We start from the raw sequence: 25,161 nt of genomic DNA on the forward strand, positions 1-25,161 counted from the left end.
TTAGCCTCCTATTATACTTCCTTTTTCTATCTTTCTACCTCTGAAAAAATCTTCTGCATCCATCATTTTCTTGCCTGGCCATTGAAGTCTATGTGCCTTTATAGAGCCGTCCTTTGTAGCAATTTCTAAATATTTACTAGATTCTAAAACTTCTCCCGGCTCTCCTTTTCCCTCAGAAACTTCTATTTCATCGAGTTTAATTCTATTTCCATCATATAGGATTGATATTCCATTTTTCTTGGTAAGTCCTCTTGAGAGTCTTTCGATATAATTTTTATCCATAGATGTAAAATCTAAATATCCAAAATCTTTTGAAATCTTTGGAGCGTAGGTGGACTCATCGTCATTTTGCTTAGTCCAATTTAGATTTCCATCTATAAATCTGTTTACAAACTCAACTATTAAGTCTGCTCCCATTTCTGAAAGTTCCTCTTCTAGTTCTTCCACATTCTTCTTTCCGATTTCAGTCTTTCCAACTAGAGAGTAGTCCCCTGTATCTAGTCCTTCTTCCACTTTCATTATGGATACTCCTGCTTCCTTATCACCATTTATGATTGCGAAGTTAATCGGAGCTGCCCCTCTTAGTTTTGGAAGGATAGAAGCGTGAATGTTCATAGGATTATCTCCGGTTAAATTTAAAATTCCATCTCTTAAAATCTTTCCATAGGCGCATACTACTACTAGATCTGCGTTAAATGATTTTAAATATTCTATTGAGTCTGAAGAATTTACATTTTTGGGTTGAAAGACTTCGATATTTCTTTCTAAAGCAGCCTTTTTAACTGGAGGCATGGTAATTTTTTTGCCTCTTCCCGAACTTTTATCCTCATTAGTAACCGCTAAGACTACTTCAAAATTGTCCGCAAGTTTTTCAAATGGTTTAACCGCAAATTCGGGTGTTCCCATGTAAATTATTCTCACTCTTCCACCTCATCATCTTCATCTTTAATACTATGGATTTCTGTAGCAAGATCGGTGTAGAGTATTCCATTTAAATGATCAATTTCGTGTTGAAAAATTCTTGCAGTGAATCCCTCAGCTTCCAAAGTTTTTTCTTCTCCATTTTCATCCATGTAGGTCACTACAATATGGTTTGCCCTATTTACGGTTCCCTGTTTTCCAGGCACGCTCAAGCATCCTTCTGGACCTACTTGTTCCCCATCTTTTTCAATAATTTTAGGATTTATAAATGCTCCTCTAAGTCCGTCTTGGTCGTCTACAGTTATTATTCTTCTAAGAATCCCTACCTGTGGAGCCGCAAGACCTACTCCGTTAGAGTAGTCCATGGTTTCAAACATGTCACTGATTAGGGTCTTCATTCTGTCATTTATATCATTAACTTCTTTTGAAATTTTTCTAAGTATCGGATCTTCATCTGTCCTTATATTTCTAATTGCCATATTCACCTCAAAATTCTATAAATACTTCTATTCTATTATTCTTCATATTCTCTTTTACCCATTCTAACACAGTTAATAACTCATTTCTTCTCTGTGGCATTACTTTTAACATAAATCTCACCTTATATACATTTTTTATCTTTGGCATAGTGGTTACTTGAGAATATTTAATCATGTCTTGACATTTATAAGTTAAAACTTCTAAAAAGTCTTCTGCAAAACTCTTGAGCCCTTCTTCTTTATTGGATGTAAAAACCACTGAGATCAGTTCTTCAAATGGTGGGTACTCCATCTTTTCTCTCACATAGAGTTCGTCTTTGTAGAATCCTTCATAGTCACTTCTCGCCGCATGGGTTATGCTATAATTATCTGGAGTGTAGGTCTGGATTACGCAGCTGCCTTCTATGGATCCTCTACCTGCCCTTCCACTCACCTGGGTGATGAGTTGGAATGTGGTTTCATTTGCCCTGTAGTCTGAAACGTAAAGGCTCATATCCGCTGCAATTATTCCCACCAAGGTCACATTTTCAAAGTCAAAACCTTTTGAAATCATCTGGGTTCCGATTAAGATGTCAATATTTCCTGACTTCATGTTTTCATACATCTTGTCATAGGAATCTTTTCTACCCATGGTGTCCCTGTCCATCCTAAAGACTTTTGCTTCTGGATAGTATTTTTTCACTTCTGCTTCGACCTGTTGAGTGCCTACTCCGAATCTCTTTATAAAGCTTGATCCACAGTTTGGACATGTGGTCACCATTTTTTTCGTCGCTCCACAGTAGTGGCAACGAAGTATATTCATGTCCTTGTGGTAGGTCATGGAGATGTCGCAGTTATCACATTTTATAACTTCTCCACAGGATCTACAGCTTACAAAGTTTGAAAATCCTCTTCTATTTAAAAATAGAATTGCTTGATTTTTATTTTTTATAGTTTCATCTAATTTTTCTTTTAATATTCCACTGAAGATGCTGGTGTTTCCTCTAATTAGTTCAGATCTCATATCTGCTATGTGAACCTTAGGAAGTAGAGCTCCCTTTACCGCTCTATTTTTAAGTTTAAACAGGCCGTATTCACCTTTTTCTGCCTTGTAATAGGAGTTTACTTTTGGAGTTGCAGATCCAAGGACTACTTTTCCTATGCCTTCCATTCTAAATTTTGCAACTTCTAAAGTGTCATATGCATTTTGACTGGTAAAATTATAGGAATTATCATGTTCTTCGTCTATGATTACCATCTTCAAATTTTTAAATGGAGCAAAGACTGCAGATCTCGCCCCTACTACTATGTCTACTTCATCATTCTTTATCTTTAGGTACTGATCAAATCTCTCTCCAAGGGATAATCTAGAATGCAAAATGGAAACTCTGCCCGGAAATCTTCCTCTAAATCTCTCAATCATCTGTGGTGTTAGCCCAATTTCTGGAACTAGCATGCACACCTGTCCACCCTTTTCGATTACATCTTCTGCAAGTTTTAAATATACTTCTGTCTTGCCTGATCCGGTCTTGCCGTGAAGAAGGTTTACAGTTTTATCAGAATTTAAAATTCCGTTAAGGGCATTTAGTTGTTCTTCATTTAAAGGATGCCTTATAGTTTTATATTCTTCTCCGTAAGGATCTCTAGTTTCTTTCTTTTCATAGGTTGTGACTATTTTTTGTTTTACTAGGGTGTTAACGGGAGAGTTGGAGATGGATAGAGCTTCTAAAATATCTTTTAGTTCGCTATCCCCATTTTTTGAAAGGTATTCTATTACATATTTTCCTTGGGTAGATATTTTCTTGTTAAAAAGCAGGTCAAGGTAATCGTCACTTAATCTGTAAATAGTTACAAACTTTTCTTTTACATCGCTTCTTACTTTGTATTTTAAATTTACTAGACCTTTTTCTTTATATGCTTTTAAAACTTTTCTGTCTTCTTCTCTTAGAGTCTTTATGTCTTTATTTAATATTTCTTTTGGAACTTCATTAGAGTCACTTTCTGCGTATACTTCTATGCTCTTAATATCTCCCGGTGGGAGTATCGGTTGAAATGATTTAAAATATCCTCTTAGGTACCTCTTCTTTAAGAATAGTCCAAGCTCGATTAATTTTTCGTCGATGATCGGTTCTTCATCTATGACCTCTAAGATGTCCTTGGTCTTTTCTACGTCACTCTCTTCTAAATTATAGAGTACAAGTCCTATCGCCGTTCTATTTCCTCTTCCAAAGGGAACTACTACCCTACATCCAGGTTCTACATATTCATTTGTTCTATATGTGTAAAGTGTATCGAAACTGGATGCACTCTTATCGATAAATACCTTGATATACATTGTTTCTCCCTATAAAAAAAGTAGGAACAATCCTACTTTAAATCCAATTAGAAAATATTTTATTATTCTTCCTCTACGTCTTCTATAGCTTCAGTCTCTTCTACTGTATCTAGCTTGATTTCTTTTAACATTTCTGCTTTTAGTATATTTAGCTTTTCATTTTTTTGTTCTTCGATATATTCGTCGTATTGGTCGTCAGTCATAGTTGGTCCGTAAACTACATCACCTTTTACAACTTCATCAAGTGCGATACTTACAGGTTTTTGTAGTTCTGTTTCTTCAAGTGGTTCGTTTCCGTCTACGATCTTTCTAGCACGCTTTGAAACAAGCATAACTAGTTTATATCTAGAGTCTGTTACTTTTTTTATTTCTTCAAAGGATGGTATTATCATCGTCATTACCTCTTTCTAACACTTCTGCTTTTATACTTTTAAATCTCTTTGTTCTAAGTTTTTCTGCTGCAATTATATGTTCTATATCTTGCACCGCTTGATCCACCGTATTATTTACCACGAAGAAGTCATATTCCCCGACGAAGTCAAGCTCCTTGTAGGCGTTTGAAAATCTGGTATTTATCTCTTCTTCGGTTTCTGTATCTCTATTTATAAGTCTCTGTTTAAGTTCTGACATGGATGGTGGTAGAAGGAATATAAATACAGCTTCTTTATAGCGCTTCTTAATTTGGAGCGCTCCTTGAACATCTATTTCCAAAAGGACTATCTCGCCTTTTTCTATTTCGTTAAAGACAAATTCCTTTGGTGTTCCATAATAATTCGTATGAACAAAAGCATATTCCAAAAGGCCGTCGTTTTGCACCATGTTTTCAAATTCATCCACCGATACAAAGAAATAGTTCTCACCATTTACTTCTCCTGGTCTAGGTGTCCTAGTGGTTACCGATGTGGAAAATACAATTTCTTTATTTTTTTTCATAAGTGCGGCACTTACTGTTCCCTTTCCACTTCCGGAAGGTCCACTTAGCACCATTAAAAAGCCTTTTGACATGTTGCCTCCTATTCAATATTTTGAATCTGTTCTCTTAGTTTTTCGATTTCGCTTTTAAGATTCACCACAAGTTTCAAAATTTCACTACTTGTGGTCTTTGAACCAATTGTATTTGCTTCTCTGTTGAATTCTTGTAGTAAGAAATCTATTTTTCTTCCTACTGAATCTGTATCCTTTATTATATCATTAAATTGAGAAATGTGGGAGGTTAGACGCGTAATTTCTTCATCAATTGATAGTTTATCTGCCATAATTGCAAGCTCTGTCGTAAGCCTTGGAAGGTCTAAATCTTCCTCTTTTAATCTCTCATATATATTTTCAGTCAATTTTTTTCGTTTTCTTCTATTACTTTTGGAGAGAGAAGTTTTATTTCTTCTACGATTTCTTCTATATTTACAACTTTTGTTTTTAAATCTTCTTTTAGATTTTCTCCTTCAGCTATTCTCATCTCATCCAGATTTTCTACTGCAACTCTAACAGTTTGCAGCACTTGGTTTAAAAGTTCTTTGTCAGTTTCGTTTGTGCTAGATTTCTTCAAGACTCCTTCTAAAAATACTATGTCTTTTAAAGTTATCTTTTCTTCGATTTCCAAAATATTTCTAAGGTCTTCCATATCTCGATAGTAAGCCTTAGCAAGATCTTTGTTTATAGATAACTCTTGAAGATCTGGATTTTGAACATCATAGCTTAGGTATAGGTCTACTTTTCCTCTTTTTAATTTTGATTTTACTTCCTGTCTAATCTTGTCTTCAATGGACATAAAATCCTTTGGAACTCTTAAGTTTAATTCTAAGTACCTGGAGTTTACAGATTTCACTTCCACCTTTGTCATATAATTTTCGCTCTTTACAAGCGCCATTCCGTAGCCAGTCATGGACTTCATAATATCACCAACTTAATCAATTATTAATTATCTTCTGTGTCTTTGAGTTCCTGTTTTTGAACAATCTATCTTTTCTTCAGACATGATTTCTAAAGCATATGGTAGTAGATCAATGATAAACTCAAGATTTTCCTCTGCTGCATCCGGGTTGCCTGGAAGATTTATAATTAGTGTCCCGTGTCTAATTCCACATACTCCTCTTGATAGAATTGCATTTCTAACTTTTAAAGCGGAGCATCTTCTCATCTCTTCTGATAGTCCTGGCACTATTCTTTCACAGACATTTAATGTAGCCTCTGGGGTGTTATCTCTAATAGCACAGCCTGTTCCTCCTGCTGTTACTATAAGTTTTATTTCTTTTTCTGCAGCAAGTCTTATTAGTTCGTCTTCAATTTTGTATCTCTCATCGCTTACTTTTGATTTGCCTATTACGTTAAATCCGTTTTTTTCTAAAATTTCTATGACCTTTGGTCCAGTCATACCTTTTTCATCACTATTAAATGATGAATCATTTACTAAAACAACATGTGCACCAAACATTTTTATCTCCTTTTGTTAGAAAAATTTAAATTTTTTCTTTAAATCTAAAAATTTCTCAAATATATATTAAATATTTTTTATAGTTTTCTTTACATATAATATATCAGAATGACCTTTAAAATGCATTCTTATTTTATATTTTATCTCTAATTTTTTATCTTAAAATCAACTGTTTTTAAATCATTTCTATGTAATTAAAAATAAAAAAAGCGCCACATGCGCTTATTTTATAAGCTGTGGCACTTAGTCCATTGCAATAACTTCTTTTCCATTGTAAAATCCGCAGCTTGGGCACACTCTGTGTGGAAGCTTAGCCTCATGGCAGTTAGGGCATTCTACAACTGTAGCTTTGTTTAATCTATAGCTTGAAGCTCTTCTCTTATTTCTTCTTTGTTTTGATGTTTTCCTCTTTGGTACAGCCATTCTTACACCTCCTCATTAAAGAGATTTAGTAATCCCTCAAATCTAGGGTCAATTTCCCTTTCATGTTCACAATCACAAGGACCTTCGTTTAGATCCTTTCCGCATTTTGGACATAGTCCTTTACAGTTCTCACTACAAAGATGTTTATTATTTGTATCTGAGATGACTTGGGATATGATTATGTCTGAAAGATCGATCCCATCTGCTTTTAGTTCAAAATATTCAGTCATTGCATCGTCGTAATCTTCTAAGTTACCTAAATCTTTTATAAAATAGCAACATACGAATGACTCTACGTCCTTTTGCAATTTCTTTAGACATCTGTCACAAGAAGTATTATACTTATATTTCATGTATAAATCAAGTTTAATTTCTGGATTTAAGTTATATAATACTCCTCTATACTCTATTGGAAACTCTATATCTATTCCGTCAAGTACATAGTCGCTTTCATTTTCTTCAAGAAATCCTTTAATTTCCCAGGTTTTATCTGGAGATTCAAGGAAATTCTTTACATTTAAAATCATATTATCACCTCAAAAGCGCTATAATATTTTATACTTTTTTTGCAAATTTGTCAAGAATTTTAAATATTATAAAAAAATCCCGAGATAATCTCGGGACAATTTTTTAAGCTAATGCTATCATTTCTATTTCAATTGGTGCTCCTTTTGGTAGTGCAGCCACTTGAACGCATGATCTTGCTGGTTTATGATCTGAGAAGTATCTTCCGTATACTTCGTTTACTTTTGCAAAATCGTTGATATCTGCTAGAAATATTGCAACTTTAATTACTTTTTCTAGTGATGAACCTGCATTTTCAAGAATTGCCTTGTTGTTTTCAAGTGATCTTTCTGCAGCTTTTTCAATAGTTTCTGTAACTAATTCTCCTGTTGCAGGGCATAGTGGTATTTGTCCTGATGTAAAAATCATTCCGTTTGCTTTAATTGCTTGTGAATAAGGTCCAACTGCTGCTGGAGCTTTGTCAGTGTGTAGTACTTCCATTATTTTTCCTCCTTTTGATCTTCATCATCCCAAAGTCTTTCCAAATTATAGTACTCTCTTTCATCTCTGTGGAATACATGTACTATTATATCACCATAATCAAGAAGTATCCACCTCATGGAGTTTTGTCCTTCTTTATTATTGACAAATTCTTTTGCTTCTGCCATTTTATCTTCGATTTCATCGGCAAGAGCTCTCACTTGGTTAGAAGAATTCCCGCTTACTATTACAAAGTAGTCGGCAACGCTTGAAAGCCTCTTTATATCTAAAATTTTTATATCTATTCCAAGCTTATCTTCGCAAGATTTCTTAATTATTTCTAACTTCTTATTAGTATCCATAGTACCTCCTTATTCAATTCCCAAACTTCTTACAAGTTCTCTACTCTTTTCTTTGTCGTAAATAAAGTAGGAAATTCTATTAATGTATTTTGGATTTCCTGGCAATGTCATGGTTTCCATATTGCTTAAATCACATCTTGTTATATTTTTACCCATTTCAACCAAGTTTTCAAAAGGAATATTCGTTTTTGTGTGAAGTTTATAAGAATTTAATATTTTTGGTACTCCTAAGATTCCCCTTGGAGTCTTAAGTGTATGAATAAAACTTGATACAAATTCTCTTTGCGCTCCTACTCTTCCTAGGTCCGCATCCTTGTATCCATGTCTAAATCTCAAAAATCCGATGGCTTTATTTCCATCTAGAGTTTGTAGTCCCTGTTTAAGATCTATTACTAGTGGTGGCTCGTCCCATTCGTCGGTGTACTGCATATCCATTGGAACGTCTATTTCTACTCCACCTACTGCATCTACAGAATCTTTTACGAAGTCGTAGTCAATTGCCAAGTAGTAAGGAATATTTGTTCCAAGCATTTCGTTTACAGTCTTAAGGGTAAGTTCTGGACCTCCATAGCTGAAGGAATGGTTTAATTTTTCTTTGTTTCTCTTTCCATCTATGCTTACTCTTGAGTCTCTTGGTATGGATATCAAGCTTATTTTATCAGTTTTGTAGTTAAAATTAAAAAGTATCATGGTGTCAGATCTAGAACTCTTCTTGCTATTTATATCTAGTTTGTCTGCACCCATAAGTAAAAATGTTATATTGTCATTACTTGCCTTAAGGCCTTCTAGTATATCTGAAGGATTGTCTGCTCCCAGTTTTGAAACTGTAAATACGAGCATTCCTGCTGCTATTATTATGACTAGTAGTAGGGTTATAAAAAATGCTTTGAAAAATTTAGCCATTTCTCTTCTCCAATAAATAATTTCTAGTTTCTATAGTGGAAATATCTATAGATGCTCTCTGTTTAATCAAAAATTCAATGTTCATGTCCAGTTTCATGATAGATGCAAGCACTATATCTTCGTAAGCCATATGTCTTACTTCATCTACTCCTTTAAACGCCCTGCTAGGCTCTATATAGTCAGAGATGAAGATAATCATATCGAGCGTAGTCATAGGAATTCTGCCAGTTGTATGGGCTGCTATGGCGTCTAGAATCTCTTCGTCTTCAATCTTGTAATCGACTCTTGCTTTTATAGGTCCCACATAGGTATGGATCAATTTATTATTTTCAAGATACTTCTTAGGTAGCTTAACATTGTATAGTTTTGCTGCGTATTCCTCTCCCTTTGCATACTTTGCACAGTCATGTATAAGTCCTGCTAAATATGCCTTGTCCTCATCTACATTGTAGACCTTGGCAAGCCTCTTTGCTGTATTTGCAACTTGAAGAGAGTGTTCGTACCTAGATTTTTTTAAATTTTTCTTTAAATCTTCCTTAATTAGTTCGATACTAATCATAGAGACCTTCCTTTTCTATATATGAAATAACATCATCTGGTACCAGGTACTTTATGCTTCTACCTTCTTTTACCCTATTTCTTATATCGGTAGAGGAAATTTCGTACCTAGGTATGCTTGCTAAATATATTTCTAACCCAAATTCCTTCTTTAAATTATCTATTTCTTCATGAATCTTTAAATCGTCATCGTAATCAGGTCTAATTGCAACGATAAATCTTGTTAGTTTTGAAATCTTTTCAAAATTTTTCCAAGACCTAAGCAGGAACAAGGTATCTGTTCCGATTATAAAATAATATTCATCTTTGGTTTTGGAAAGTTCAGTCATCGTATCAACAGTGAAAGATTTGCCTTCCCTCTTGGATTCAATATCTAGCACTTCAAAATCCCTATTGTCAGAAGTTGCAATTACTGTCATCTCATATCTTTTTTCGCTTGAAACTTCTAATTTCTTATGAGGAGGATCTCCCGTCGGGATAAAGTATATCTTATCTAGATTAAAATCCTCCTTAATATGCTCAGCTATCATAAGATGCGCCAAGTGAATAGGATTCATAGTGCCGCCCATAATTCCTATCTTCATAGCTCTATCTTTTTATTTTCCTTTGATTCTCTATAAAGAGTTAGTTTTTTCCCTATTAAATTTACAAAATCAGCTCCAGTAGCTTCGATTATTTCATCTACTACTTCTTTTCCTTCTACAGGAGAGTTTTGTAAAAATGTTATTTTTATAAGTTCATGGCTCTCTAAAGACGCGTCTATTTGAGAAAGTAAACCTTCTGTTATCCCACTCTTGCCCACCTGGATAAGTGGCTTTAAATCGTGGGCTAGGCTCTTTAGATAAGCTCTCTGTTTTGAATTAATCATACTACCTCACTTAAAAAATTCGAATTCGAATCCGCCTATGATTACAGTGTCATCATCGGTTGCTCCAAGTTCACGAAGCTTGTCAATGACTCCATTTTTCGAAAGATTTTCTTGGAAATATCTCACTGAATCTCTGTCGTCAAAATTGGTTGAGCGAAGAAGTTTATCTATATAAGGTCCGTCAACAGTGTATTCACCGTAGCTATTTACATATACCTTTATTCCTTCTTCTCTTTCTGGTTCAACATATTCTATATCATAGGTTTCTTCTTCTAGTTCTGTAGTGTTTACAAGATGTAGGACATACTTCATAAGTTTGTCTACATTCTTTGTAGTTGCAACAGAACCTGAAAATATTTCGTACTTATCTCCCAGTTCTTCAGTCACCTTTTTAAGACCTTCTTCAGAACCAGGAATATCCATTTTGTTCATAAAGATTACCATAGGTTTTTCCATAAGTTTTTCGTTATAGCCTTTTAGTTCATCCATTATCTTGTAGAAATCAGAGATTGGATCTCTTCCTTCAGATCCTGATGCGTCTATAACATGGATCAAAACCTTGGTTCTTTCAATATGGCGTAAAAATTCGTCCCCAAGTCCAATTCCTTCAGATGCACCTTCAATAAGTCCAGGAATATCCGCAAGGACAAAACTTTCTTCTGGACCAAGGCTTACCACTCCAAGGTTTGGTTCAAGGGTTGTGAAGTGATAGTTGGCAATCTTTGGTCTCGCATTTGAAACCACTGATAAAAGCGTAGATTTACCCACGTTTGGAAAACCAACTAATCCAACATCCGCAAGCATCTTAAGTTCTAGAACAATATCTCTATTTTCACCTAAGTTGCCAGCTTCCGCAAAAGATGGCGCCTGTCTCGTAGAGTTTTTAAACTTTGCATTTCCTCTACCGCCTCTGCCGCCTTTTGCAATTATATATTCCATATTTGGCTTATTTAAATCGACTATTACTCCGCCGGATTCTTCGTCCTTAACAAGAGTTCCCACCGGTACTTTTAGGATGATATCTTCACCCTTTGCACCGTATTTTAGTTTACTCATGCCATTTTCACCATTTGGAGCTTTGTATTTTCTTTTGTATCTAAAGTCCATCAAGGTGTGTATACCTGTGTCAGTCTTTATAATTACACTGCCACCTCTACCACCATCTCCGCCATGTGGACCACCTGCTGGTTCGAATTTTTCTCTTCTCCATGCAACAGCTCCATCTCCACCTTTGCCGGCTTGGACATTGATATGTGCTTTATCTATAAACATATTAACCTCCAAAATATTATATCACATGATCATTTTATGAAATTTTAAAAAATTTTTAAAATCTCTAAATTTAAAAAAAGTCGCAACTTGTGCGACTTAACTATGCTTCTATTTTATAAACACTTGCGTATTTTTTCATCCCTCTGCCACGAGTTTCGAATCTAAGTATTCCTTCTTCTGTAGCAAATAAAGTGTCATCTTTTCCTCTCATAACATTGTGACCCGGGTGAATTTTGGTTCCTCTTTGTCTAACTATGATGTTTCCAGCTAGTACAAATTGTCCGTCACCTTTTTTAACTCCAAGTCTCTTTGCTTCAGAGTCTCTACCGTTCTTTGAAGAACCGGCTCCTTTTTTAGATGAAAAAAGTCTAAGATCAAATCTAATCATTTTGCACCTCCAGTTTAATTACTTCTAGGTTAATTGGAAATTGCTTACTAATGAGCCTAAGTCCCAGCTCCATCGAAGAGAATAGTGTTTTAACATCTTCTCTTAAGTAAGCGTCATCCTCTATCATTACTTTTAAATATCCATCTTCTTGATAGTCGTATATTTTATTTTCATCAAGTCCACATACTTCTAATAGGGAAAAATACAGCGTCTGTGTCAGAGCAGAAACTCCGTTACAAACTATTTCTTCGTATTCGTCTATCCCAGTAGCGTGATCCTTCGATTCAAATCCGAAAGTTACATTGTCTTTCGTATAAATACTGACCTTTGTCATTATGCGATATTAGTGATTTCCACTAATGTGAATGGTTGACGATGGCCTTTTTTAGTTCTTTCGTTTTTCTTAGCTTTGTATTTGTATGTGATTACTTTTTTTCCTTTTCCGTTAGCTAGAACTTTTGCTTCTACTTTAGCTCCGGAAACCACTGGAGTACCGATTTTAATCTCTTCTCCACCTATTGCTAGAACTCTATCGAAAGTAACCAAGTCTCCTTCTTCGACATTTAGTTTTTCAACTTTAACTTTGTCACCAACTTTAACTTGGTATTGCTTTCCGCCTGTTTCAATTACTGCGTACATTGTAGCACCTCCTTAAATATTTAAGACTCGCCTGTGCAGGTGTATTACTTAAAAACCTACTTAGAGCGGTTACAGTTAATTATAATATCATATGAAGTACATAGTTTCAAGTGTTTAGACGATTTTTTTAATATTTTTTGTCAAATTAAATTTTATTTTTTATTTGTGTAAATTTCGTTCTAAATTTTTTTAATTTTTAATAATATTATAACTTTATTTTATTTTAACATAATTATTCATAAAAATATTTTTAAGAATATATTTAAGCAATAAAAAAGGACCTCTTGCGAAGTCCTTGATTTTATTATTTTATAGGAAAAGTCCGCCTATCTTAACGAATAGTGGTGCAAATACTAGTGAAACTACTGTGATTAGTTTTATTAGTATGTTTAGTGATGGTCCTGAAGTATCTTTGAATGGGTCACCAACTGTATCTCCGGTTACTGCTGCTTTGTGAGCATCAGATCCCTTTCCACCGTGAGCTCCTGTTTCAATATATTTCTTTGCGTTGTCCCATGCTCCACCTGCGTTAGACATGAATATCGCCATTAGAACTCCAGTTACTAGTGCTCCTGCTTGAAGTCCACCTAGTGCTTCTGGTCCTAGGCATATTCCTACTAATATAGGAACTATAACTGCGATAAGTCCTGGGATAATCATTTCTCTAAGTGCTGCTGTTGTAGAAATATCTACACATCTTGCATATTCTGGAGTTGCTTTTCCTTCCATGATTCCTGGAATTTCTTTGAATTGTCTTCTAACTTCGTCAATCATTGATGAAGCTGCGTTACCTACTGCTGCCATTGTAAGTGCTGAGAATGCAAATGGAAGCATACCACCTACGAATGTTGCTGCTATAACTGCTGGTTTAGAAATATCAATTCCTTCTAGTCCAGTTGCGTTTATATATGATACGAATAGTGCTAGTGCTGTTAAAGCTGCTGATCCTATTGCGAATCCTTTACCTATTGCTGCTGTTGTATTACCTACAGAGTCAAGTGAGTCTGTGATTTCTCTTACGTCTTCTGGAAGTTCACACATTTCTGCGATACCACCAGCGTTGTCAGCGATTGGTCCATATGCGTCTACTGCGATTGTCATACCTGCAGTTGAAAGCATACCTACTGCTGCAAGAGCGATTCCGTAAAGTCCGTGGATTGCTGATCCATGTCCACCTGCTCCTATATAAGATGCAATGATTCCAATTGCGATTACAATGATTGGTCCAACAGTTGACATCATACCTACTGATAGTCCAGAGATGATGTTAGTTGCGTGACCTGTAGTTGATTCTTCAGCTATTGTTCTAACTGGTTTATAAGAATCTGCAGTGTAGTATTCTGTAAATTTAGAGATGATAAGTCCTACAACGATACCGATTATAACTGGTATAAATGGTTTCATTTCTCCAAAAATTCTATTTGAGAAGAATGCTGCTGCCGCTATTGTAACTACGGATGCAATATATGTTCCCATGTTAAGTGCTTTTTGTGGGTTCTTATCTCCTTTTACGAAGAACGCTGCTATGATACATGCAACGATACCTACTGCTGCTATTATAAGTCCAAATTCAACACCTTTTTCTTGGTATGCTACTGCTCCAAGGGTGATTACTGATAGTAGAGCTCCTACGTATGATTCGAAAAGGTCTGCTCCCATTCCTGCTACGTCCCCTACGTTATCTCCAACGTTATCTGCTATTACTGCTGGGTTTCTTGGGTCGTCTTCTGGAATTCCTGCTTCTACCTTACCTACTAAGTCTGCTCCTACGTCTGCAGCTTTTGTATAGATACCACCACCAACTCTTCCGAATAGAGCGATTGATGATGCACCTAGTGAAAATCCTGTTACGATTGTAGGATCTTTGCCTGTTAGTAGATATGCTAGTGAGATACCGATGATACCAAGTCCTACAACGCACATTCCCATTACAACTCCACCAGAGAATGCAATGTCAAGGGCTTTTCCAAGTCCTGATTTCCATGCTGCGTTTGCTGTTCTAACGTTAGCTTTAGTTGCAACCTTCATTCCTACATATCCTGCTAGGATTGAGAAAAGTGCTCCACATAAGAAGCAGATTGCAATTTTGATGTCTTTTAGTCCGATAAATAGAACTATAAATAGTGCCAATACAAAGAATACAAGTGCTTTGTATTCTCTTGTAAGAAATGCCATAGCACCGTCTTGGATGTAGCCTGAGATTTCTTTCATTCTGTCATTTCCAGGTTCTTGCTTAGAAATGAAACTAGCTTTCATAAATGCAAATAAAAGTGCTACTACCCCTATAACAGGTGCTATTACTAGAATATTCATTATGATTCCTCCTGTTTTTTATTATTGGATTGCTAGTAGTACTAGTAAAGATACTATAAATACTATTGATGAGTAAGTTACGATTTTGTTTAACTTCTCTTTTTTGCTTTGACCTGTGTGTTCTCCCCATAAGGATTCTACTGATCCGTCTAGAGTACCAAGTCCTGCTTGTTCAGATTCCATTGATGCTACTGTTATTGTTATTACTACAGAAACCAATAGAATGATGATTGATAATACTGTCTGCATACTGACCTCCCAATCTTTTATCTTAGTCTATAACATATGTATTCTATCACAATAGCTTTCTTTAATCAATTGAAAATTATATAAATTCCCGTATTTCTTCTTTATTTATCTTAAAAAAAGATATGAACCATTTGATTCATATCTTCTCTCTAATTAAATTTATTTTTATTTTTTTGTAAATTTGTATCCTTGTTCAGCAAGTTTTCTTTCTAGTTCTTTTTGGTGTTCAAAGTTTCTTGTGCTTACTACTACGTTTACTATTACTGCATCTATTGCGTCAGAATGTGCTTCTATCTTTTGTCTTATGTGAGAGATATTTGTCTTTTCTTCTTCTAGTATCTTTGTAAGTTTTGACATTTCTCCTGGTGTGTCGTTTAGTACTACGTCGTATTCTGCAGCTCTTCCTGATTTGAATAATCCTTTGTCGATTACCTTTTGAATTCTGGTTACGTCGATGTTTCCTCCGGATACTACGCAGCATACCTTCTTGCCTGCGTGTTCGAATTTATCATACATTACTGCAGCTACCGGTGTTGCTCCTGCTCCTTCTGCTACGATTTTGTCTTTTTCAAGTAGTGTTAGGATTGCACTTGCGATTTCTTGTTCGTCTACTAGTACGATTTCATCTACGAATTCATTTATTATTTCATAGGTAATTTTGCCCGGAACTTTTACTGCGATTCCATCTGCTATGGTTGATCCGCCAGCTACTTCTGTAATCTTTCCGGCTTTTCTGGATTCGTACATTGATGGGATTGCTTTTGTTTGAACTCCTATTACCTTTACATGTGGGCATTCTTTTTTGATTGCTTGTGCTACCCCTGAGATTAGTCCACCGCCTCCGATTGGAACTACTACTATGTCTACTCCTGGTAATTGGTCAGCTATTTCTAGTCCAATGGTTCCTTGTCCAGCGATTACTTCTTCGTCATCAAATGGTGCGATAAATGTGTATCCTTTTTCTCTTACTAGTTCTTCTGCCTTTGCTTTTGCATCGTCAAATGTTTCTGGAACTAGCACTACTTCTGCTCCATAATTTTCTGTTGCTTCAACTTTTGAAATAGGCGCATGTAGTGGCATACAGATTATGGATTTGATTCCCTTTTCTGTTGCAGATTTAGCTACACCTTGTGCGTGGTTTCCTGCTGAGCATGCTATAACTCCCTTAGCTGCTTCTTCAGGTGTCAATGTTGCAATTTTGTTATATGCTCCTCTTAGTTTAAATGATCCTGTGTCTTGAAGTACTTCAACCTTTAGGTAGATGTCATCTCCTAGGTTTGGAGCCTTTACTACTGGTGTTTCTTTGATATGACCTTTTAGTCTTTCTCTTGCATCGTAAATTTTTTGAACGTCCATTTTTACTCCTCTTTTTTCTCGTGGTGAACTATACTTATGAATTTATCATCGACTTTAATTTTTCTTACTCTCTTTTCGAAGTCGATTCTAGATATCCATACAACTCTTTCACAGTTTAGGCATTTTAATTTCATGTCTATACCGAGTCTTGTGATTTCCCATTCATTTTCTCCACATGCATGGGGCTTCTTCAAAGTTACTATATCCCCTAGTTCATAATATAGCATGTTCACCTCCTAATCATTTTCCCCTGAAATATCTCTCATCGTATTCTTGTTAACAGAACGTGAAGAGACTATTTTGTAGATGTTTACCTTGCCATCTTTTAATGTGGCTACGGTAACTCCACCGACTTCCATTCTTTCTATACCCGAACCGAGTCTGGTATAAAACTCTTGAGATGTACCTATTTCTCCACCTATGTCACTTTCTCCATAGGCATAGATGCTTCCTCCCACATCTTTAAGTCTTGTAACATTTGCTGCTACTATCATCTTGTCAGTTTCATCTAGATTTAAATTATATTTTGATAGAATTCCACTGTGAAGTAGGTAAATATGTGAATTTCTATAGAGAACATCTGAAATATTAGGAATATCTTTTTTGTCTATCTTATCCGGTGTGATCTTGTATATGTTTTTGTCAGTTATAAAAAATACCTTTCTATCTTTTATATTTAGTGATAGTCCCACTTCTTGATTGTAGTCCGTCTTTTTAACTTGACCATCAGATATTGTAAGTATGGTCTTGTAACCCTGTGCATAAGGGCTTATCTCAGATACAGCATAATTCTTTTCATTTACCACATACATGGATGTTATGTAGTTGTCTGTCTTGTATACATTTTTAATAGTTAGTCCATCTAGAATAGATATTTCTTCTCTATTTCCCTCTTTTAAATGAAGCACTATCTTTGAACCTTGTTCTTCAATATTGTAAACGTCAATATTTGTAGTTATGCTTCCTAGGTACTCCCCGTTTTCTCCGTACTTGTAAAGTTTCTTTAGATCCTCATCGTAGAGAAATCCGAAATTACCTGCGAAGAAAGATACATAGGTCTCTTGAGATTTGTCTATCTTTCTAAGAAGTTCTCCATCCTTGTCGGTAATGTAAAGGTAGCTTCCATCAAAGATCATAATGGTAGACGAGGTTATGTGAAAATCTTGAGCATTTTCAACGAAACCCGGAGTTTTAACCTTAATCATCATCTTTGATCCTGAAATATTGCCAATATTAAAAAGTAGTGTTATTAAAACAATGAAAAAAGAAGCTCCTATAAAAACCTTTTTTTTATTTTCTTTGATAAATTCCATACCGTCCTCCAAATTTATTATATCATTTAGAATTATTTACTTCAAAAATAATAATATATTTTTACAAAAAAATGAAAAAGAGTGCCTGGGCACTCTTACTCATATAGATCTTTTTCTCCAAATTTGATCTTGCTATCTGGTACTGATCTTTCAGCTGGAAGACCTGCTTTATCAATTAAACCTATCAGTATTCTCGAAATCTCTGCTCTAGATACTGCACCACCTGGTTTGAAATTTCCATCTGCATATCCACCAAGCGCTCCTACAGATACTAAAGCTCCAAGGCTTCCCTTGTCAGATTCACTTAAATTCTGTATGTCTTTAAAATCTGGTGCAGCTTTCTTCTTTAAATTGTACATATAACCAAGTACCTTCACAACTTCAATTCTAGTTATATCAGCATTAGGATTTAGAGGTCCTGAAGTTGGTACGATATAACCAGCCTTGACAGCTTTTTGAACTTCCTTGTAGAACCAGTCATTTTGGTTTACATCTGTGAAGAAGATCGGATAAGTTTTTTTAAGGTTTGCCATTTGATTAACGACAGCATAAAACTCAACCCTTGACATAGTTTGATCCGGTTTGAAATAACCACCATCATAACCAGAGATAAGCCCCATGTCCGATAATTTGTCCACATATTCTCTTGACCAGTGATCTCTCGTATCCAAAAAACTTTTGGCGCTTGCAAAGTTTGGTATTAAAATACATACTGAAAGGAGTAGTACAAGAATTTTCTTATGCATTTTCATATTCTCACCACTTCCAACTACATACATTATATCAACTCTAGGCGTCTATATATATTATGTTTATGTTACATATTTTTTTAAATTGTAATACTTATGAAATATTTGATAAAATAAACTCGGTGATATTATGAAAAATGATAATTCAAATGAAAAAATATTAAAATCAAATGATATAGATAGTAATTTTTTAGTTGAAAATTCCGATAAATCTTCTGATCATATAGGTCCACGTTCAAAATCTTTTAGAGATTTATTTTCTAAGGTTTATGGAATTCCCTATGATTTTAGATTTAAAACCGTAGGTGATAAAGTAGCTTTAGATGTAAAAAATATTCTTAAAAGCGAAAATTTAAATGCAAAAGTCTACTCCTGTTTTCAAACCCATTCAAAAAATGTACGAATAATTGAAAAAGATGAAGATAAACCATTTGTATACGGAAGAATTTTTATGGATTCAGATGGCATCGTTACGAATAGAAAAAATGAAATTCTCCTTATAAAGTTTGCCGACTGCACACCGATTGTCTTCTATGATTCTAACAAGAAAATCTTAGGCTCATGCCATTCTGGTTGGAGAGGAACCGTCGGAGGAGTTTCAAAATCCACCATCGAAGCTATGGAGAGTCTCGGTAGTTCTATAAAAAATATACATGCCTACATCGGTCCTTCTATCGGGCAGGAAAATTATGAAGTTGGTCTCGATGTTTACGACGAATTTTTAAAAATTTCAGATGAGGTCCCTCATATCTTAACTGCATTTAATAAATCTAAAACGAAAGAGGATAAATACTATTTAAATATGAAACTTGCAAACTATTTAGTTCTTACATCCCTTGGAATAAAAGAAGAAAATATCGAGGTATCCCCAGAATTTACATTTGGAAATCCTAGGATTCACTCTGCAAGAGAAGAAGGCGAAGGCTACGGTTTAAATGCTATTCTTACTATGATTAAATAAAACTATTTTTATTTTTTAAAAAAATCTAATCTAAACAGAATAATTTTGTAAATCTCTTCTAGATTTGCATTAAAAAAGGAGGTCATACCTCCTTTTAATTTTTTATTTATCTCTCTTAGTTAAGAATTCTATTATCTTTGGACTTACTTCCCTTTGACTTCTTCCACTTACGAATAGTCCTATATGTCCTGTGTTTATTTCTACCAGTTCACAGTCTTTTGAGCCTATCGCTTCTGGAATTGGTCTAGTTGCTGATGGTGGCACTTGGTTATCCTTTGTACCAAGCATCGCAAGCACTGGGCAAGTTACGTTCTTAAGATCAACTTTTTCTCCTTCTAGATAGAATTCACCTTTTATCAAGCTGTTTTTATGATACATTTCGTTTTGGAATTCACGATAAGCTTCCCCTGCTTGGTCCGGTGAATCGAAGATCCATTGTTCCATTCTTAAGAAGTTTGCAAGTTTTTCTTCGTCATCTAGTGTGTCTATTACTCCAATATACTTATCTATCATAAGATCGTATGGTTTTAAGAACACAAATCCAGCATTCATAAAGTCTCCTGGCACGTTTCCAAATGCTTCTACCATTTTATCTGCATTTAGATGTGGTCCCCATTTAAATAGAAGTCCATCGTCTTGATCGAAGTCTATTGGAGTTACTAGTGATACAAGATTTTTAATCTTTTCTTGGTGGGTTGCTGTGTAGATAAATGAGAATGTACCACCTTGGCAGATACCCATTAAGTTTACTTTGTCTACTTTTTTATCTCTTCTTACAAATTCAACCGCTTCATCTATATATCCATTGATGTAGTCCCCTAAGGTTAGGTATCTATCATCTGCTGTTGGATATCCCCAATCTATAATATATACATCTATTCCACCTTCAAGAAGTTTTCTCATCATGGATTTATCAGGTTGGATATCCATCATATATTCTTTATTTACAAGAGCATACACTACGATTAGTGGAGTCTTAGTTGTATTTTCAACTCTAGGTTTGTAGTGGTAGAGCTTCATCTTGTCCATTTGGAATACTAATTCCTTTGGAGTTTGGTTGTATCCAGAATAGTCCACATTCATTAGAGTTTCTATTCCCTTAACCATCTTTTCTTGTGAGCCCATTATCTGTAATAGTGATTCTCCTACTCCCATGTCAAATAAATTTTTCATTTGATCCTCCTATTTGCTTTTCCCTTTTTTAAGAGTTTCTAGCTCATCTGTTAAGTTTCTGATTTCTCTTCTTTGTTTTCTAACTTCTGCCTTTAGATCGTGAACTGTCTTATAAAGTGAGTCCATGTCCTTGTTGGTTGGGATTGGTAAATATTTAAGTGCATTTATGATTACCTTATCCATTTGAATCTTAAGACTTAGTACAGAATCTACAAATCCACCTAGGAATTTAGAAAATTCATCTGAGTAGAATAGTCTGTCGAAGTTTCTGGATAGAGAATCTCTCCAATAATTGTAGAACTCTTCGAAAGTCTTAGGAGTCTTTTCGGTCTTCATAATTTCAAATGATTCTCTGATTACATTTTCTGTGGTTTCTTTTACCAATGTTTGAAGTTTAAATGAAAGTTCTGTTGAGTAGGTCAAGTACTTGATATATCTATCTAATGTTTGAAGTTTATCTTGTTGAGCATTTCTTGAAATACCCATCATCGGCATATTTAACATCTTGCCAAAGGTATTTTTATAGTTTTCTTTCCATTTGTCAAAATATTCTATGAATGCTTCTGGATCTTGGAAAAGTCCCTTAGCGTATGAATCAGCTAAGTCCTTTGCATTATCTTTCCATGGTCCATAGATTGCATCCATTGAACTTTGGTATGAAGTTCCAATATCTTCTGCCTTTTGAAGCACATCTTGTACTTCTTTTGGCAGATAAGGCATAATATATTTGTTCATATATTCTGTTGTGGAATTCATATATTCTTTTATTACTTTTTCTATGTTATCCTTGGTAGGTTCTAGGTTTTTTTCATAAATGTCGCTGTAAAGCTTGTACATGTTGTAGTATATTTCTGCACCTTGGTTCATCTTTTGAAAGATGTCTGATGTGGATCCATCAAAAGAAAATAAAGGGCTACCTGACATTGAACTCATCATTTTTTGGTATCCTTCAAATGGATTTGAAATATTAAATGGTGCGTTTATATTCTTTGTGAAGTTGTTTATAGTTTCTTGCCAGCTTTCTGTCATCTGTTTGTTTGTGTTTAAAATCGCTTCAAAAAAATTAAAATCTTTATCCATGATCTTCCTCCTTTTACTATAGTAATATTATACCCTATTTATCCATTATAATTCATACTTTAAACAATTAATTCGAAAAATTTTTCTAAAAATTCAGCTAAATTCTTGTAAACCTTTCCATTTAATATTTATTTTATTTATGTTAATATATTTATTGGAGGTATTCGAATGAAATTTAATGAAATGACTTACACTAGACCTGACTTTGAAAAATCTAAGAAGAACTATGAAGAACTTTTTAAAAACTTCAAAGATCAAACTCTAGAAGAACAAATTACTACTATCAATGAATGGAACAAGCTTTCTGACGACTTTGCTACCAATGCAACTCTATGTTCAGTGCGCCATTCAATTGACACAAGAGATGAATTTTACGAAAAGGAAAACGAATATTTTGATGAAGTAGGACCACTTTTTTCTAACCTAGCTGTTGAAGCTAATAAAACTATTCTTTCTTCAAAACATCTAGAAGATTTGAAAAAACATTTTGGACCACATTACTTCGAAATCCTTGAATGCTCACTTGTTATGAAGGAAGAAGCTATTCCATTTATGCAAAAGGAAAATGCTTTGGTTTCTAAGTACAACAAACTTATCGCTTCTGCAAAGATCGACTTCGACGGCAAGACAAACACTCTTGCTCAAATGGGTCCTTATACTCAAGTTGCAGATAGAAAGACTAGAAAAGAAGCTCACGAAGCGATTACTAAATTCTTCGAAGAAAACGAAGCTGAGTTTGACAAAATCTATGACGACTTAGTAAAAGTTAGAAACGAAATGGCTCTAGCTCTAGGATACAAAAACTATGTAGATCTTCAATACAAATTCCTATATAGAACAGATTATAATTCTGAAGATGTTAAGAGATATAGAGAATACATCTACAAGAACTTCACTCCTCTTGCAGTAAAACTTCGTGAAAAACAAGCTGAAAGAATTGGACTTAAGGACGACTTCAAATACTATGACTGGGGATTCTCATTCAAAGAAGGAAATCCAAATCCAATTGGAGATCCTGAATTTATAGTTAACCAAGCTATCAAAATGTACCACGAACTTTCAAAAGAAACTGGTGAATTTATAGATGTTATGACTGGAATGGAACTTATGGATCTAGTTGCAAAACCAGGTAAACAAGCTGGTGGTTACTGCACAGATATTCCAAACTACAAGGTTCCATTTATCTTCTCAAACTTCAACGGAACTCAAGGAGACGTAGAAGTTGTAACCCACGAAGCAGGACATGCTTTCCAAGTTTACAGCTCAAGAAATATGATTGTGCCTGAATATAGATGGCCAACCTATGAAGCTTGCGAAATCCACTCAATGTCTATGGAATTTTTAACATGGCCTTGGATGGAACTATTCTTCGGCGAAGCTGTAAATAGATTTAAAAATTCACATCTATCTGGAGCTATTGAATTCTTGCCATACGGAGTAACTATCGACGAATTCCAACACTTCGTTTATGAAAATCCTGAAGCAACTCCAGAAGAAAGAAAGAAAAAATACCACGAAATAGAAATGAAGTACAGACCAAACGTTGACTACGCAGACAATGAATTCCTAAAGAAAGGAACTTATTGGTTTAGACAAGGTCACGTGTTCAACACTCCATTCTACTATATCGACTACACCCTTGCACAAGTTTGCGCATTCCAATTCTTAATAAAATCACTTGAAAATAGAGATAAGGCATTCGATGAATACTTAACTCTATGTAAAGCTGGTGGATCAGAATCATTCTTCGGACTTATGAAGATTGGTAAACTTGAAAACCCAATGGTGGAAGGAACTTTGGAAAAGATAATTCCAAAACTAGAAGAAATTTTAGATTCTATTAAGTTCTAAATATTTTAAAATTTAAAGGAGGCTACGGCTTCCTTTTTTTGTGTGTGCTAAACACTATTCGGGTAATATATAAATGAATAAAATTTTTACTAAAAGATTTGAGGTGAATTATGAAAAATCTAAGAAAAGAAATAATTGTTTCCTTGGTGGTTTTTATCCTGGGAATGATTCTTTTGTTCCTATACATTAAACCAGAAGCTGCAAATGAAATGATAAAGAATTTCTTCGAAGGAAAGACAGATATCCTTGCTCCTGATGGACGTGTAACAGCCCTTGGGCTTTTAAAGAACAATGTTACTGCATCTCTTGTAATGTTTATATCTGGAATAGTTCCTTTTATATTCTTACCACTTATCGGAATATTTTTAAATGGAGCCATCATTGGTTCTCTATTTAAACTATTCTATTCAAATGGAATTAATGTGGTTGCACTATGTATAAGAGGAATCCTTCCCCACGGAATATTTGAAATCCCCGCCCTTGTAATTTCTGCAGCGATGGGAGTTAAACTCTGTTTGACAGTGATTAAAAAGATTAGAAGAAAAGATATAAGTGTAGTAGAAACATTAAAGGAACTAGGGACTAAATTTATAACCATAGTAGTTCCACTACTAATAGTTGCAGCATTTGTAGAAGCATATGTAACTCCTTCACTACTTGGCGGAATGGTTCCAAACCTATAAATAAAAATTATAAAAATTTGCATTAAAAAAAGTGGCTTAGACCACTTTTTATTTTTTATAAAATTTTTATTTATATTTCTTCTTCATCTTCGTCGAGGCTTAGACCTTCTTCTTCGCTATCTATTTCGTACCTCCACACTACTTTACCTTGGAGTACATTTGGTTCCCAATATCTGTAGTCCACTATATCTCCTTCAACAAGGCTGAATTTTTCTACATCATAATCAGAAAGAGTTATGACTAACGGAAGATTTTGTTTGTAGGTTGAGTCAATATAAAGTGTATTTAAAATCTTATCGTTTTTAACTTCTGCATACTTAACTTCGCGTCTGTTTGTTTCTTCTGGTTCATCTAATTTTTCAACTATTTCGTAGCGATACTTAACTCTTCCAGGTTGGAAATTGTATTGAAATATTGGTGTAGCCTTGATCCAATCACCTTCATCTAGTTCGTTAATTCTTATAAATTTTTCTGGTACATATACTCCGAAGTCTTCTATCTCTCCACCTTGGAGTTTAAGTCTTAGTTGTCCTAGGCATTCATTAGTAGATCTATTGTGGTAGCTAATCCTTCTCTTTTGTGCTTCGTCACTTTCATAAGATTCTTCTTGGTAGTAATTTCTATACAATTCTTCATCAGAAAGTATAGGTAGTTCATTAATATTTTCGATTAAATTTACATACTTTTCGATTTTGTTTAATATTTCGTCATAATTATCGTAACTAATCTTTTCTACTAAGGTCACTAAGTCTTCTCTTATCTCTTTTAAAATATTATCCTTATCCATAGCTTCTCCTTTTTATTAAATTATATTACCTCTTATTCTTATTAAATTTTACCATATATCTATATAAATAGTTTATGAATTTTAAATTTAAAAGTTTGAACGCGTTT

Annotated in this window: 32 protein-coding genes and 1 other annotated feature; of the genes, 3 read left to right on the plus strand and 29 right to left on the minus strand. The window is 34.5% G+C overall.

Annotation, left to right across the window (positions count from 1 at the left end; all coding sequences use genetic code 11):
• From fmt to HMPREF1252_RS05410, 26 genes are all read right to left on the minus strand, one after another.
• Positions 1-921: a methionyl-tRNA formyltransferase gene (fmt, locus tag HMPREF1252_RS05290; RefSeq protein ID WP_023059699.1), complete on the minus strand. Its 921-nt coding sequence runs from the start codon at positions 919-921 to the stop codon at positions 1-3.
• Positions 918-1,400 carry a peptide deformylase gene (gene def, locus HMPREF1252_RS05295; protein ID WP_023059698.1) on the minus strand — a complete coding sequence of 161 codons (483 nt, stop codon included), beginning with the start codon at positions 1,398-1,400 and terminating at the stop codon, positions 918-920. Before def ends, fmt begins: the two co-directional genes overlap by 4 nt.
• 7 nt (positions 1,401-1,407) lie before the next feature.
• Complete coding sequence (gene priA, locus HMPREF1252_RS05300) at positions 1,408-3,714, minus strand: primosomal protein N' (protein ID WP_023059680.1); 2,307 nt, start codon at positions 3,712-3,714, stop codon at positions 1,408-1,410.
• A 62-nt stretch (positions 3,715-3,776) separates the two neighbouring features.
• The gene (gene rpoZ, locus HMPREF1252_RS05305) at positions 3,777-4,112 is read right to left on the minus strand and encodes a DNA-directed RNA polymerase subunit omega (RefSeq protein WP_238318189.1); all 336 of its coding nucleotides are present in this window, start codon (positions 4,110-4,112) and stop codon (positions 3,777-3,779) included.
• On the minus strand, positions 4,087-4,719 hold the full coding sequence (gene gmk, locus HMPREF1252_RS05310; protein WP_023059703.1) for a guanylate kinase: 633 nt from the start codon (positions 4,717-4,719) through the stop codon (positions 4,087-4,089). Before gmk ends, rpoZ begins: the two co-directional genes overlap by 26 nt.
• 8 nt (positions 4,720-4,727) lie before the next feature.
• Entirely contained in the window at positions 4,728-5,045 is a 318-nt protein-coding gene (locus HMPREF1252_RS09295; protein WP_023059695.1) for a DUF1732 domain-containing protein, read from the minus strand.
• Entirely contained in the window at positions 5,042-5,602 is a 561-nt protein-coding gene (locus HMPREF1252_RS09300; protein ID WP_023059748.1) for a YicC/YloC family endoribonuclease, read from the minus strand. Before HMPREF1252_RS09300 ends, HMPREF1252_RS09295 begins: the two co-directional genes overlap by 4 nt.
• 27 nt (positions 5,603-5,629) lie before the next feature.
• Positions 5,630-6,142, minus strand: a complete 513-nt coding sequence (locus HMPREF1252_RS05320; protein WP_023059738.1) for a molybdenum cofactor biosynthesis protein B — start codon at positions 6,140-6,142, stop codon at positions 5,630-5,632.
• Between the two features lie 243 nt (positions 6,143-6,385).
• A complete protein-coding gene (rpmF, locus tag HMPREF1252_RS05325; RefSeq protein WP_008902692.1) occupies positions 6,386-6,565 on the minus strand; it encodes a 50S ribosomal protein L32 in 180 nt (59 codons plus the stop codon).
• Positions 6,566-6,567: 2 nt separating this feature from the next.
• Entirely contained in the window at positions 6,568-7,092 is a 525-nt protein-coding gene (locus HMPREF1252_RS05330) for a DUF177 domain-containing protein (RefSeq protein WP_023059726.1), read from the minus strand.
• A 103-nt stretch (positions 7,093-7,195) separates the two neighbouring features.
• Positions 7,196-7,570: a RidA family protein gene (locus tag HMPREF1252_RS05335; protein WP_023059739.1), complete on the minus strand. Its 375-nt coding sequence runs from the start codon at positions 7,568-7,570 to the stop codon at positions 7,196-7,198.
• The gene (gene rsfS / locus HMPREF1252_RS05340) at positions 7,570-7,911 is read right to left on the minus strand and encodes a ribosome silencing factor (RefSeq protein WP_023059753.1); all 342 of its coding nucleotides are present in this window, start codon (positions 7,909-7,911) and stop codon (positions 7,570-7,572) included. Before rsfS ends, HMPREF1252_RS05335 begins: the two co-directional genes overlap by 1 nt.
• Positions 7,912-7,920: 9 nt before the next feature.
• The gene (locus tag HMPREF1252_RS05345) at positions 7,921-8,814 is read right to left on the minus strand and encodes an LCP family protein (protein ID WP_023059750.1); all 894 of its coding nucleotides are present in this window, start codon (positions 8,812-8,814) and stop codon (positions 7,921-7,923) included.
• Positions 8,807-9,373, minus strand: a complete 567-nt coding sequence (gene yqeK, locus HMPREF1252_RS05350) for a bis(5'-nucleosyl)-tetraphosphatase (symmetrical) YqeK (protein ID WP_023059749.1) — start codon at positions 9,371-9,373, stop codon at positions 8,807-8,809. The genes HMPREF1252_RS05345 and yqeK overlap by 8 nt, the downstream gene beginning before the upstream one ends.
• Positions 9,366-9,956: a nicotinate-nucleotide adenylyltransferase gene (gene nadD / locus HMPREF1252_RS05355; RefSeq protein ID WP_023059707.1), complete on the minus strand. Its 591-nt coding sequence runs from the start codon at positions 9,954-9,956 to the stop codon at positions 9,366-9,368. The genes yqeK and nadD overlap by 8 nt, the downstream gene beginning before the upstream one ends.
• Complete coding sequence (gene yhbY, locus HMPREF1252_RS05360) at positions 9,953-10,240, minus strand: ribosome assembly RNA-binding protein YhbY (protein ID WP_008902699.1); 288 nt, start codon at positions 10,238-10,240, stop codon at positions 9,953-9,955. The genes nadD and yhbY overlap by 4 nt, the downstream gene beginning before the upstream one ends.
• Positions 10,241-10,246: 6 nt before the next feature.
• The gene (gene obgE / locus HMPREF1252_RS05365) at positions 10,247-11,512 is read right to left on the minus strand and encodes a GTPase ObgE (protein ID WP_023059732.1); all 1,266 of its coding nucleotides are present in this window, start codon (positions 11,510-11,512) and stop codon (positions 10,247-10,249) included.
• Between the two features lie 100 nt (positions 11,513-11,612).
• Positions 11,613-11,900: a 50S ribosomal protein L27 gene (gene rpmA / locus HMPREF1252_RS05370; protein ID WP_008902701.1), complete on the minus strand. Its 288-nt coding sequence runs from the start codon at positions 11,898-11,900 to the stop codon at positions 11,613-11,615.
• Positions 11,893-12,234: a ribosomal-processing cysteine protease Prp gene (locus tag HMPREF1252_RS05375; protein WP_008902702.1), complete on the minus strand. Its 342-nt coding sequence runs from the start codon at positions 12,232-12,234 to the stop codon at positions 11,893-11,895. The genes rpmA and HMPREF1252_RS05375 overlap by 8 nt, the downstream gene beginning before the upstream one ends.
• Entirely contained in the window at positions 12,234-12,539 is a 306-nt protein-coding gene (gene rplU, locus HMPREF1252_RS05380) for a 50S ribosomal protein L21 (protein WP_008902703.1), read from the minus strand. Before rplU ends, HMPREF1252_RS05375 begins: the two co-directional genes overlap by 1 nt.
• 13 nt (positions 12,540-12,552) lie before the next feature.
• Positions 12,553-12,620: a sequence feature (ribosomal protein L21 leader region), on the minus strand.
• Between the two features lie 228 nt (positions 12,621-12,848).
• The gene (locus tag HMPREF1252_RS05385) at positions 12,849-14,852 is read right to left on the minus strand and encodes a sodium-translocating pyrophosphatase (protein WP_023059718.1); all 2,004 of its coding nucleotides are present in this window, start codon (positions 14,850-14,852) and stop codon (positions 12,849-12,851) included.
• Between the two features lie 21 nt (positions 14,853-14,873).
• A complete protein-coding gene (locus HMPREF1252_RS05390) occupies positions 14,874-15,101 on the minus strand; it encodes a preprotein translocase subunit SecG (RefSeq protein WP_008902705.1) in 228 nt (75 codons plus the stop codon).
• 165 nt (positions 15,102-15,266) lie between these two features.
• Entirely contained in the window at positions 15,267-16,457 is a 1,191-nt protein-coding gene (ilvA, locus tag HMPREF1252_RS05395; RefSeq protein WP_023059715.1) for a threonine ammonia-lyase, read from the minus strand.
• Between the two features lie 2 nt (positions 16,458-16,459).
• Positions 16,460-16,684 (minus strand): DUF951 domain-containing protein, encoded by a 225-nt coding sequence (locus HMPREF1252_RS05400; RefSeq protein ID WP_008902707.1) that lies wholly within the window; start codon positions 16,682-16,684, stop codon positions 16,460-16,462.
• A 9-nt stretch (positions 16,685-16,693) separates the two neighbouring features.
• Positions 16,694-17,770 (minus strand): hypothetical protein, encoded by a 1,077-nt coding sequence (locus HMPREF1252_RS05405; protein WP_023059728.1) that lies wholly within the window; start codon positions 17,768-17,770, stop codon positions 16,694-16,696.
• Between the two features lie 95 nt (positions 17,771-17,865).
• A complete protein-coding gene (locus tag HMPREF1252_RS05410; protein ID WP_238318190.1) occupies positions 17,866-18,522 on the minus strand; it encodes an S-layer homology domain-containing protein in 657 nt (218 codons plus the stop codon).
• A 127-nt stretch (positions 18,523-18,649) separates the two neighbouring features.
• Between HMPREF1252_RS05410 and pgeF the strand changes: the two genes are divergently transcribed.
• On the plus strand, positions 18,650-19,480 hold the full coding sequence (gene pgeF / locus HMPREF1252_RS05415) for a peptidoglycan editing factor PgeF (protein ID WP_023059722.1): 831 nt from the start codon (positions 18,650-18,652) through the stop codon (positions 19,478-19,480).
• 102 nt (positions 19,481-19,582) lie between these two features.
• Here the strand turns inward: pgeF and phaC are convergent, their stop codons facing one another.
• Positions 19,583-20,653: a class III poly(R)-hydroxyalkanoic acid synthase subunit PhaC gene (gene phaC, locus HMPREF1252_RS05420; RefSeq protein ID WP_008902711.1), complete on the minus strand. Its 1,071-nt coding sequence runs from the start codon at positions 20,651-20,653 to the stop codon at positions 19,583-19,585.
• A 9-nt stretch (positions 20,654-20,662) separates the two neighbouring features.
• The gene (locus tag HMPREF1252_RS05425) at positions 20,663-21,733 is read right to left on the minus strand and encodes a poly(R)-hydroxyalkanoic acid synthase subunit PhaE (RefSeq protein ID WP_023059723.1); all 1,071 of its coding nucleotides are present in this window, start codon (positions 21,731-21,733) and stop codon (positions 20,663-20,665) included.
• Between the two features lie 168 nt (positions 21,734-21,901).
• On the opposite strand from HMPREF1252_RS05425, the gene HMPREF1252_RS05430 reads away from it, so the two are divergent.
• Positions 21,902-23,584, plus strand: a complete 1,683-nt coding sequence (locus tag HMPREF1252_RS05430) for a M3 family oligoendopeptidase (protein ID WP_023059724.1) — start codon at positions 21,902-21,904, stop codon at positions 23,582-23,584.
• A gap of 110 nt (positions 23,585-23,694) precedes the next feature.
• A complete protein-coding gene (locus tag HMPREF1252_RS05435) occupies positions 23,695-24,267 on the plus strand; it encodes a stage II sporulation protein M (RefSeq protein WP_023059741.1) in 573 nt (190 codons plus the stop codon).
• A 70-nt stretch (positions 24,268-24,337) separates the two neighbouring features.
• On the opposite strand, the gene HMPREF1252_RS05440 is transcribed toward HMPREF1252_RS05435, so the two are convergent.
• Positions 24,338-25,054, minus strand: a complete 717-nt coding sequence (locus HMPREF1252_RS05440) for a hypothetical protein (protein WP_023059725.1) — start codon at positions 25,052-25,054, stop codon at positions 24,338-24,340.
• Positions 25,055-25,161: the final 107 nt, after the last annotated feature.

Source organism: Peptoniphilus sp. BV3AC2 (genome assembly GCF_000478945.1).
Classification (GTDB): Bacteria; Bacillota; Clostridia; order Tissierellales; family Peptoniphilaceae; genus Peptoniphilus_B; species Peptoniphilus_B duerdenii.

Excerpts from the sequence above, each read along its gene's own strand:
- HMPREF1252_RS05390 (WP_008902705.1), bottom strand. The coding sequence starts at position 15,101 with ATGCAGACAGTATTATCAATCATCATTCTATTGGTTTCTGTAGTAATA.
- yhbY (WP_008902699.1), bottom strand. The coding sequence starts at position 10,240 with ATGATTAATTCAAAACAGAGAGCTTATCTAAAGAGCCTAGCCCACGAT.
- HMPREF1252_RS05410 (WP_238318190.1), bottom strand. The coding sequence starts at position 18,522 with ATGAAAATGCATAAGAAAATTCTTGTACTACTCCTTTCAGTATGTATT.
- HMPREF1252_RS05435 (WP_023059741.1), top strand. The coding sequence starts at position 23,695 with ATGAAAAATCTAAGAAAAGAAATAATTGTTTCCTTGGTGGTTTTTATC.
- nadD (WP_023059707.1), bottom strand. The coding sequence starts at position 9,956 with ATGAAGATAGGAATTATGGGCGGCACTATGAATCCTATTCACTTGGCG.
- def (WP_023059698.1), bottom strand. The coding sequence starts at position 1,400 with ATGGCAATTAGAAATATAAGGACAGATGAAGATCCGATACTTAGAAAA.
- HMPREF1252_RS05335 (WP_023059739.1), bottom strand. The coding sequence starts at position 7,570 with ATGGAAGTACTACACACTGACAAAGCTCCAGCAGCAGTTGGACCTTAT.
- rpoZ (WP_238318189.1), bottom strand. The coding sequence starts at position 4,112 with ATGACGATGATAATACCATCCTTTGAAGAAATAAAAAAAGTAACAGAC.
- HMPREF1252_RS05375 (WP_008902702.1), bottom strand. The coding sequence starts at position 12,234 with ATGACAAAGGTCAGTATTTATACGAAAGACAATGTAACTTTCGGATTT.
- HMPREF1252_RS05440 (WP_023059725.1), bottom strand. The coding sequence starts at position 25,054 with ATGGATAAGGATAATATTTTAAAAGAGATAAGAGAAGACTTAGTGACC.
- priA (WP_023059680.1), bottom strand. The coding sequence starts at position 3,714 with ATGTATATCAAGGTATTTATCGATAAGAGTGCATCCAGTTTCGATACA.
- HMPREF1252_RS05385 (WP_023059718.1), bottom strand. The coding sequence starts at position 14,852 with ATGAATATTCTAGTAATAGCACCTGTTATAGGGGTAGTAGCACTTTTA.
- phaC (WP_008902711.1), bottom strand. The coding sequence starts at position 20,653 with ATGAAAAATTTATTTGACATGGGAGTAGGAGAATCACTATTACAGATA.
- HMPREF1252_RS05320 (WP_023059738.1), bottom strand. The coding sequence starts at position 6,142 with ATGTTTGGTGCACATGTTGTTTTAGTAAATGATTCATCATTTAATAGT.
- HMPREF1252_RS09300 (WP_023059748.1), bottom strand. The coding sequence starts at position 5,602 with ATGAAGTCCATGACTGGCTACGGAATGGCGCTTGTAAAGAGCGAAAAT.
- rsfS (WP_023059753.1), bottom strand. The coding sequence starts at position 7,911 with ATGGATACTAATAAGAAGTTAGAAATAATTAAGAAATCTTGCGAAGAT.
- HMPREF1252_RS05400 (WP_008902707.1), bottom strand. The coding sequence starts at position 16,684 with ATGCTATATTATGAACTAGGGGATATAGTAACTTTGAAGAAGCCCCAT.
- HMPREF1252_RS05345 (WP_023059750.1), bottom strand. The coding sequence starts at position 8,814 with ATGGCTAAATTTTTCAAAGCATTTTTTATAACCCTACTACTAGTCATA.
- rplU (WP_008902703.1), bottom strand. The coding sequence starts at position 12,539 with ATGTACGCAGTAATTGAAACAGGCGGAAAGCAATACCAAGTTAAAGTT.
- ilvA (WP_023059715.1), bottom strand. The coding sequence starts at position 16,457 with ATGGACGTTCAAAAAATTTACGATGCAAGAGAAAGACTAAAAGGTCAT.
- pgeF (WP_023059722.1), top strand. The coding sequence starts at position 18,650 with ATGAAAAATGATAATTCAAATGAAAAAATATTAAAATCAAATGATATA.
- HMPREF1252_RS05405 (WP_023059728.1), bottom strand. The coding sequence starts at position 17,770 with ATGGAATTTATCAAAGAAAATAAAAAAAAGGTTTTTATAGGAGCTTCT.
- HMPREF1252_RS05425 (WP_023059723.1), bottom strand. The coding sequence starts at position 21,733 with ATGGATAAAGATTTTAATTTTTTTGAAGCGATTTTAAACACAAACAAA.
- gmk (WP_023059703.1), bottom strand. The coding sequence starts at position 4,719 with ATGTCAAAAGGCTTTTTAATGGTGCTAAGTGGACCTTCCGGAAGTGGA.
- HMPREF1252_RS05430 (WP_023059724.1), top strand. The coding sequence starts at position 21,902 with ATGAAATTTAATGAAATGACTTACACTAGACCTGACTTTGAAAAATCT.
- HMPREF1252_RS05330 (WP_023059726.1), bottom strand. The coding sequence starts at position 7,092 with ATGATTTTAAATGTAAAGAATTTCCTTGAATCTCCAGATAAAACCTGG.
- yqeK (WP_023059749.1), bottom strand. The coding sequence starts at position 9,373 with ATGATTAGTATCGAACTAATTAAGGAAGATTTAAAGAAAAATTTAAAA.
- rpmA (WP_008902701.1), bottom strand. The coding sequence starts at position 11,900 with ATGATTAGATTTGATCTTAGACTTTTTTCATCTAAAAAAGGAGCCGGT.
- obgE (WP_023059732.1), bottom strand. The coding sequence starts at position 11,512 with ATGTTTATAGATAAAGCACATATCAATGTCCAAGCCGGCAAAGGTGGA.
- rpmF (WP_008902692.1), bottom strand. The coding sequence starts at position 6,565 with ATGGCTGTACCAAAGAGGAAAACATCAAAACAAAGAAGAAATAAGAGA.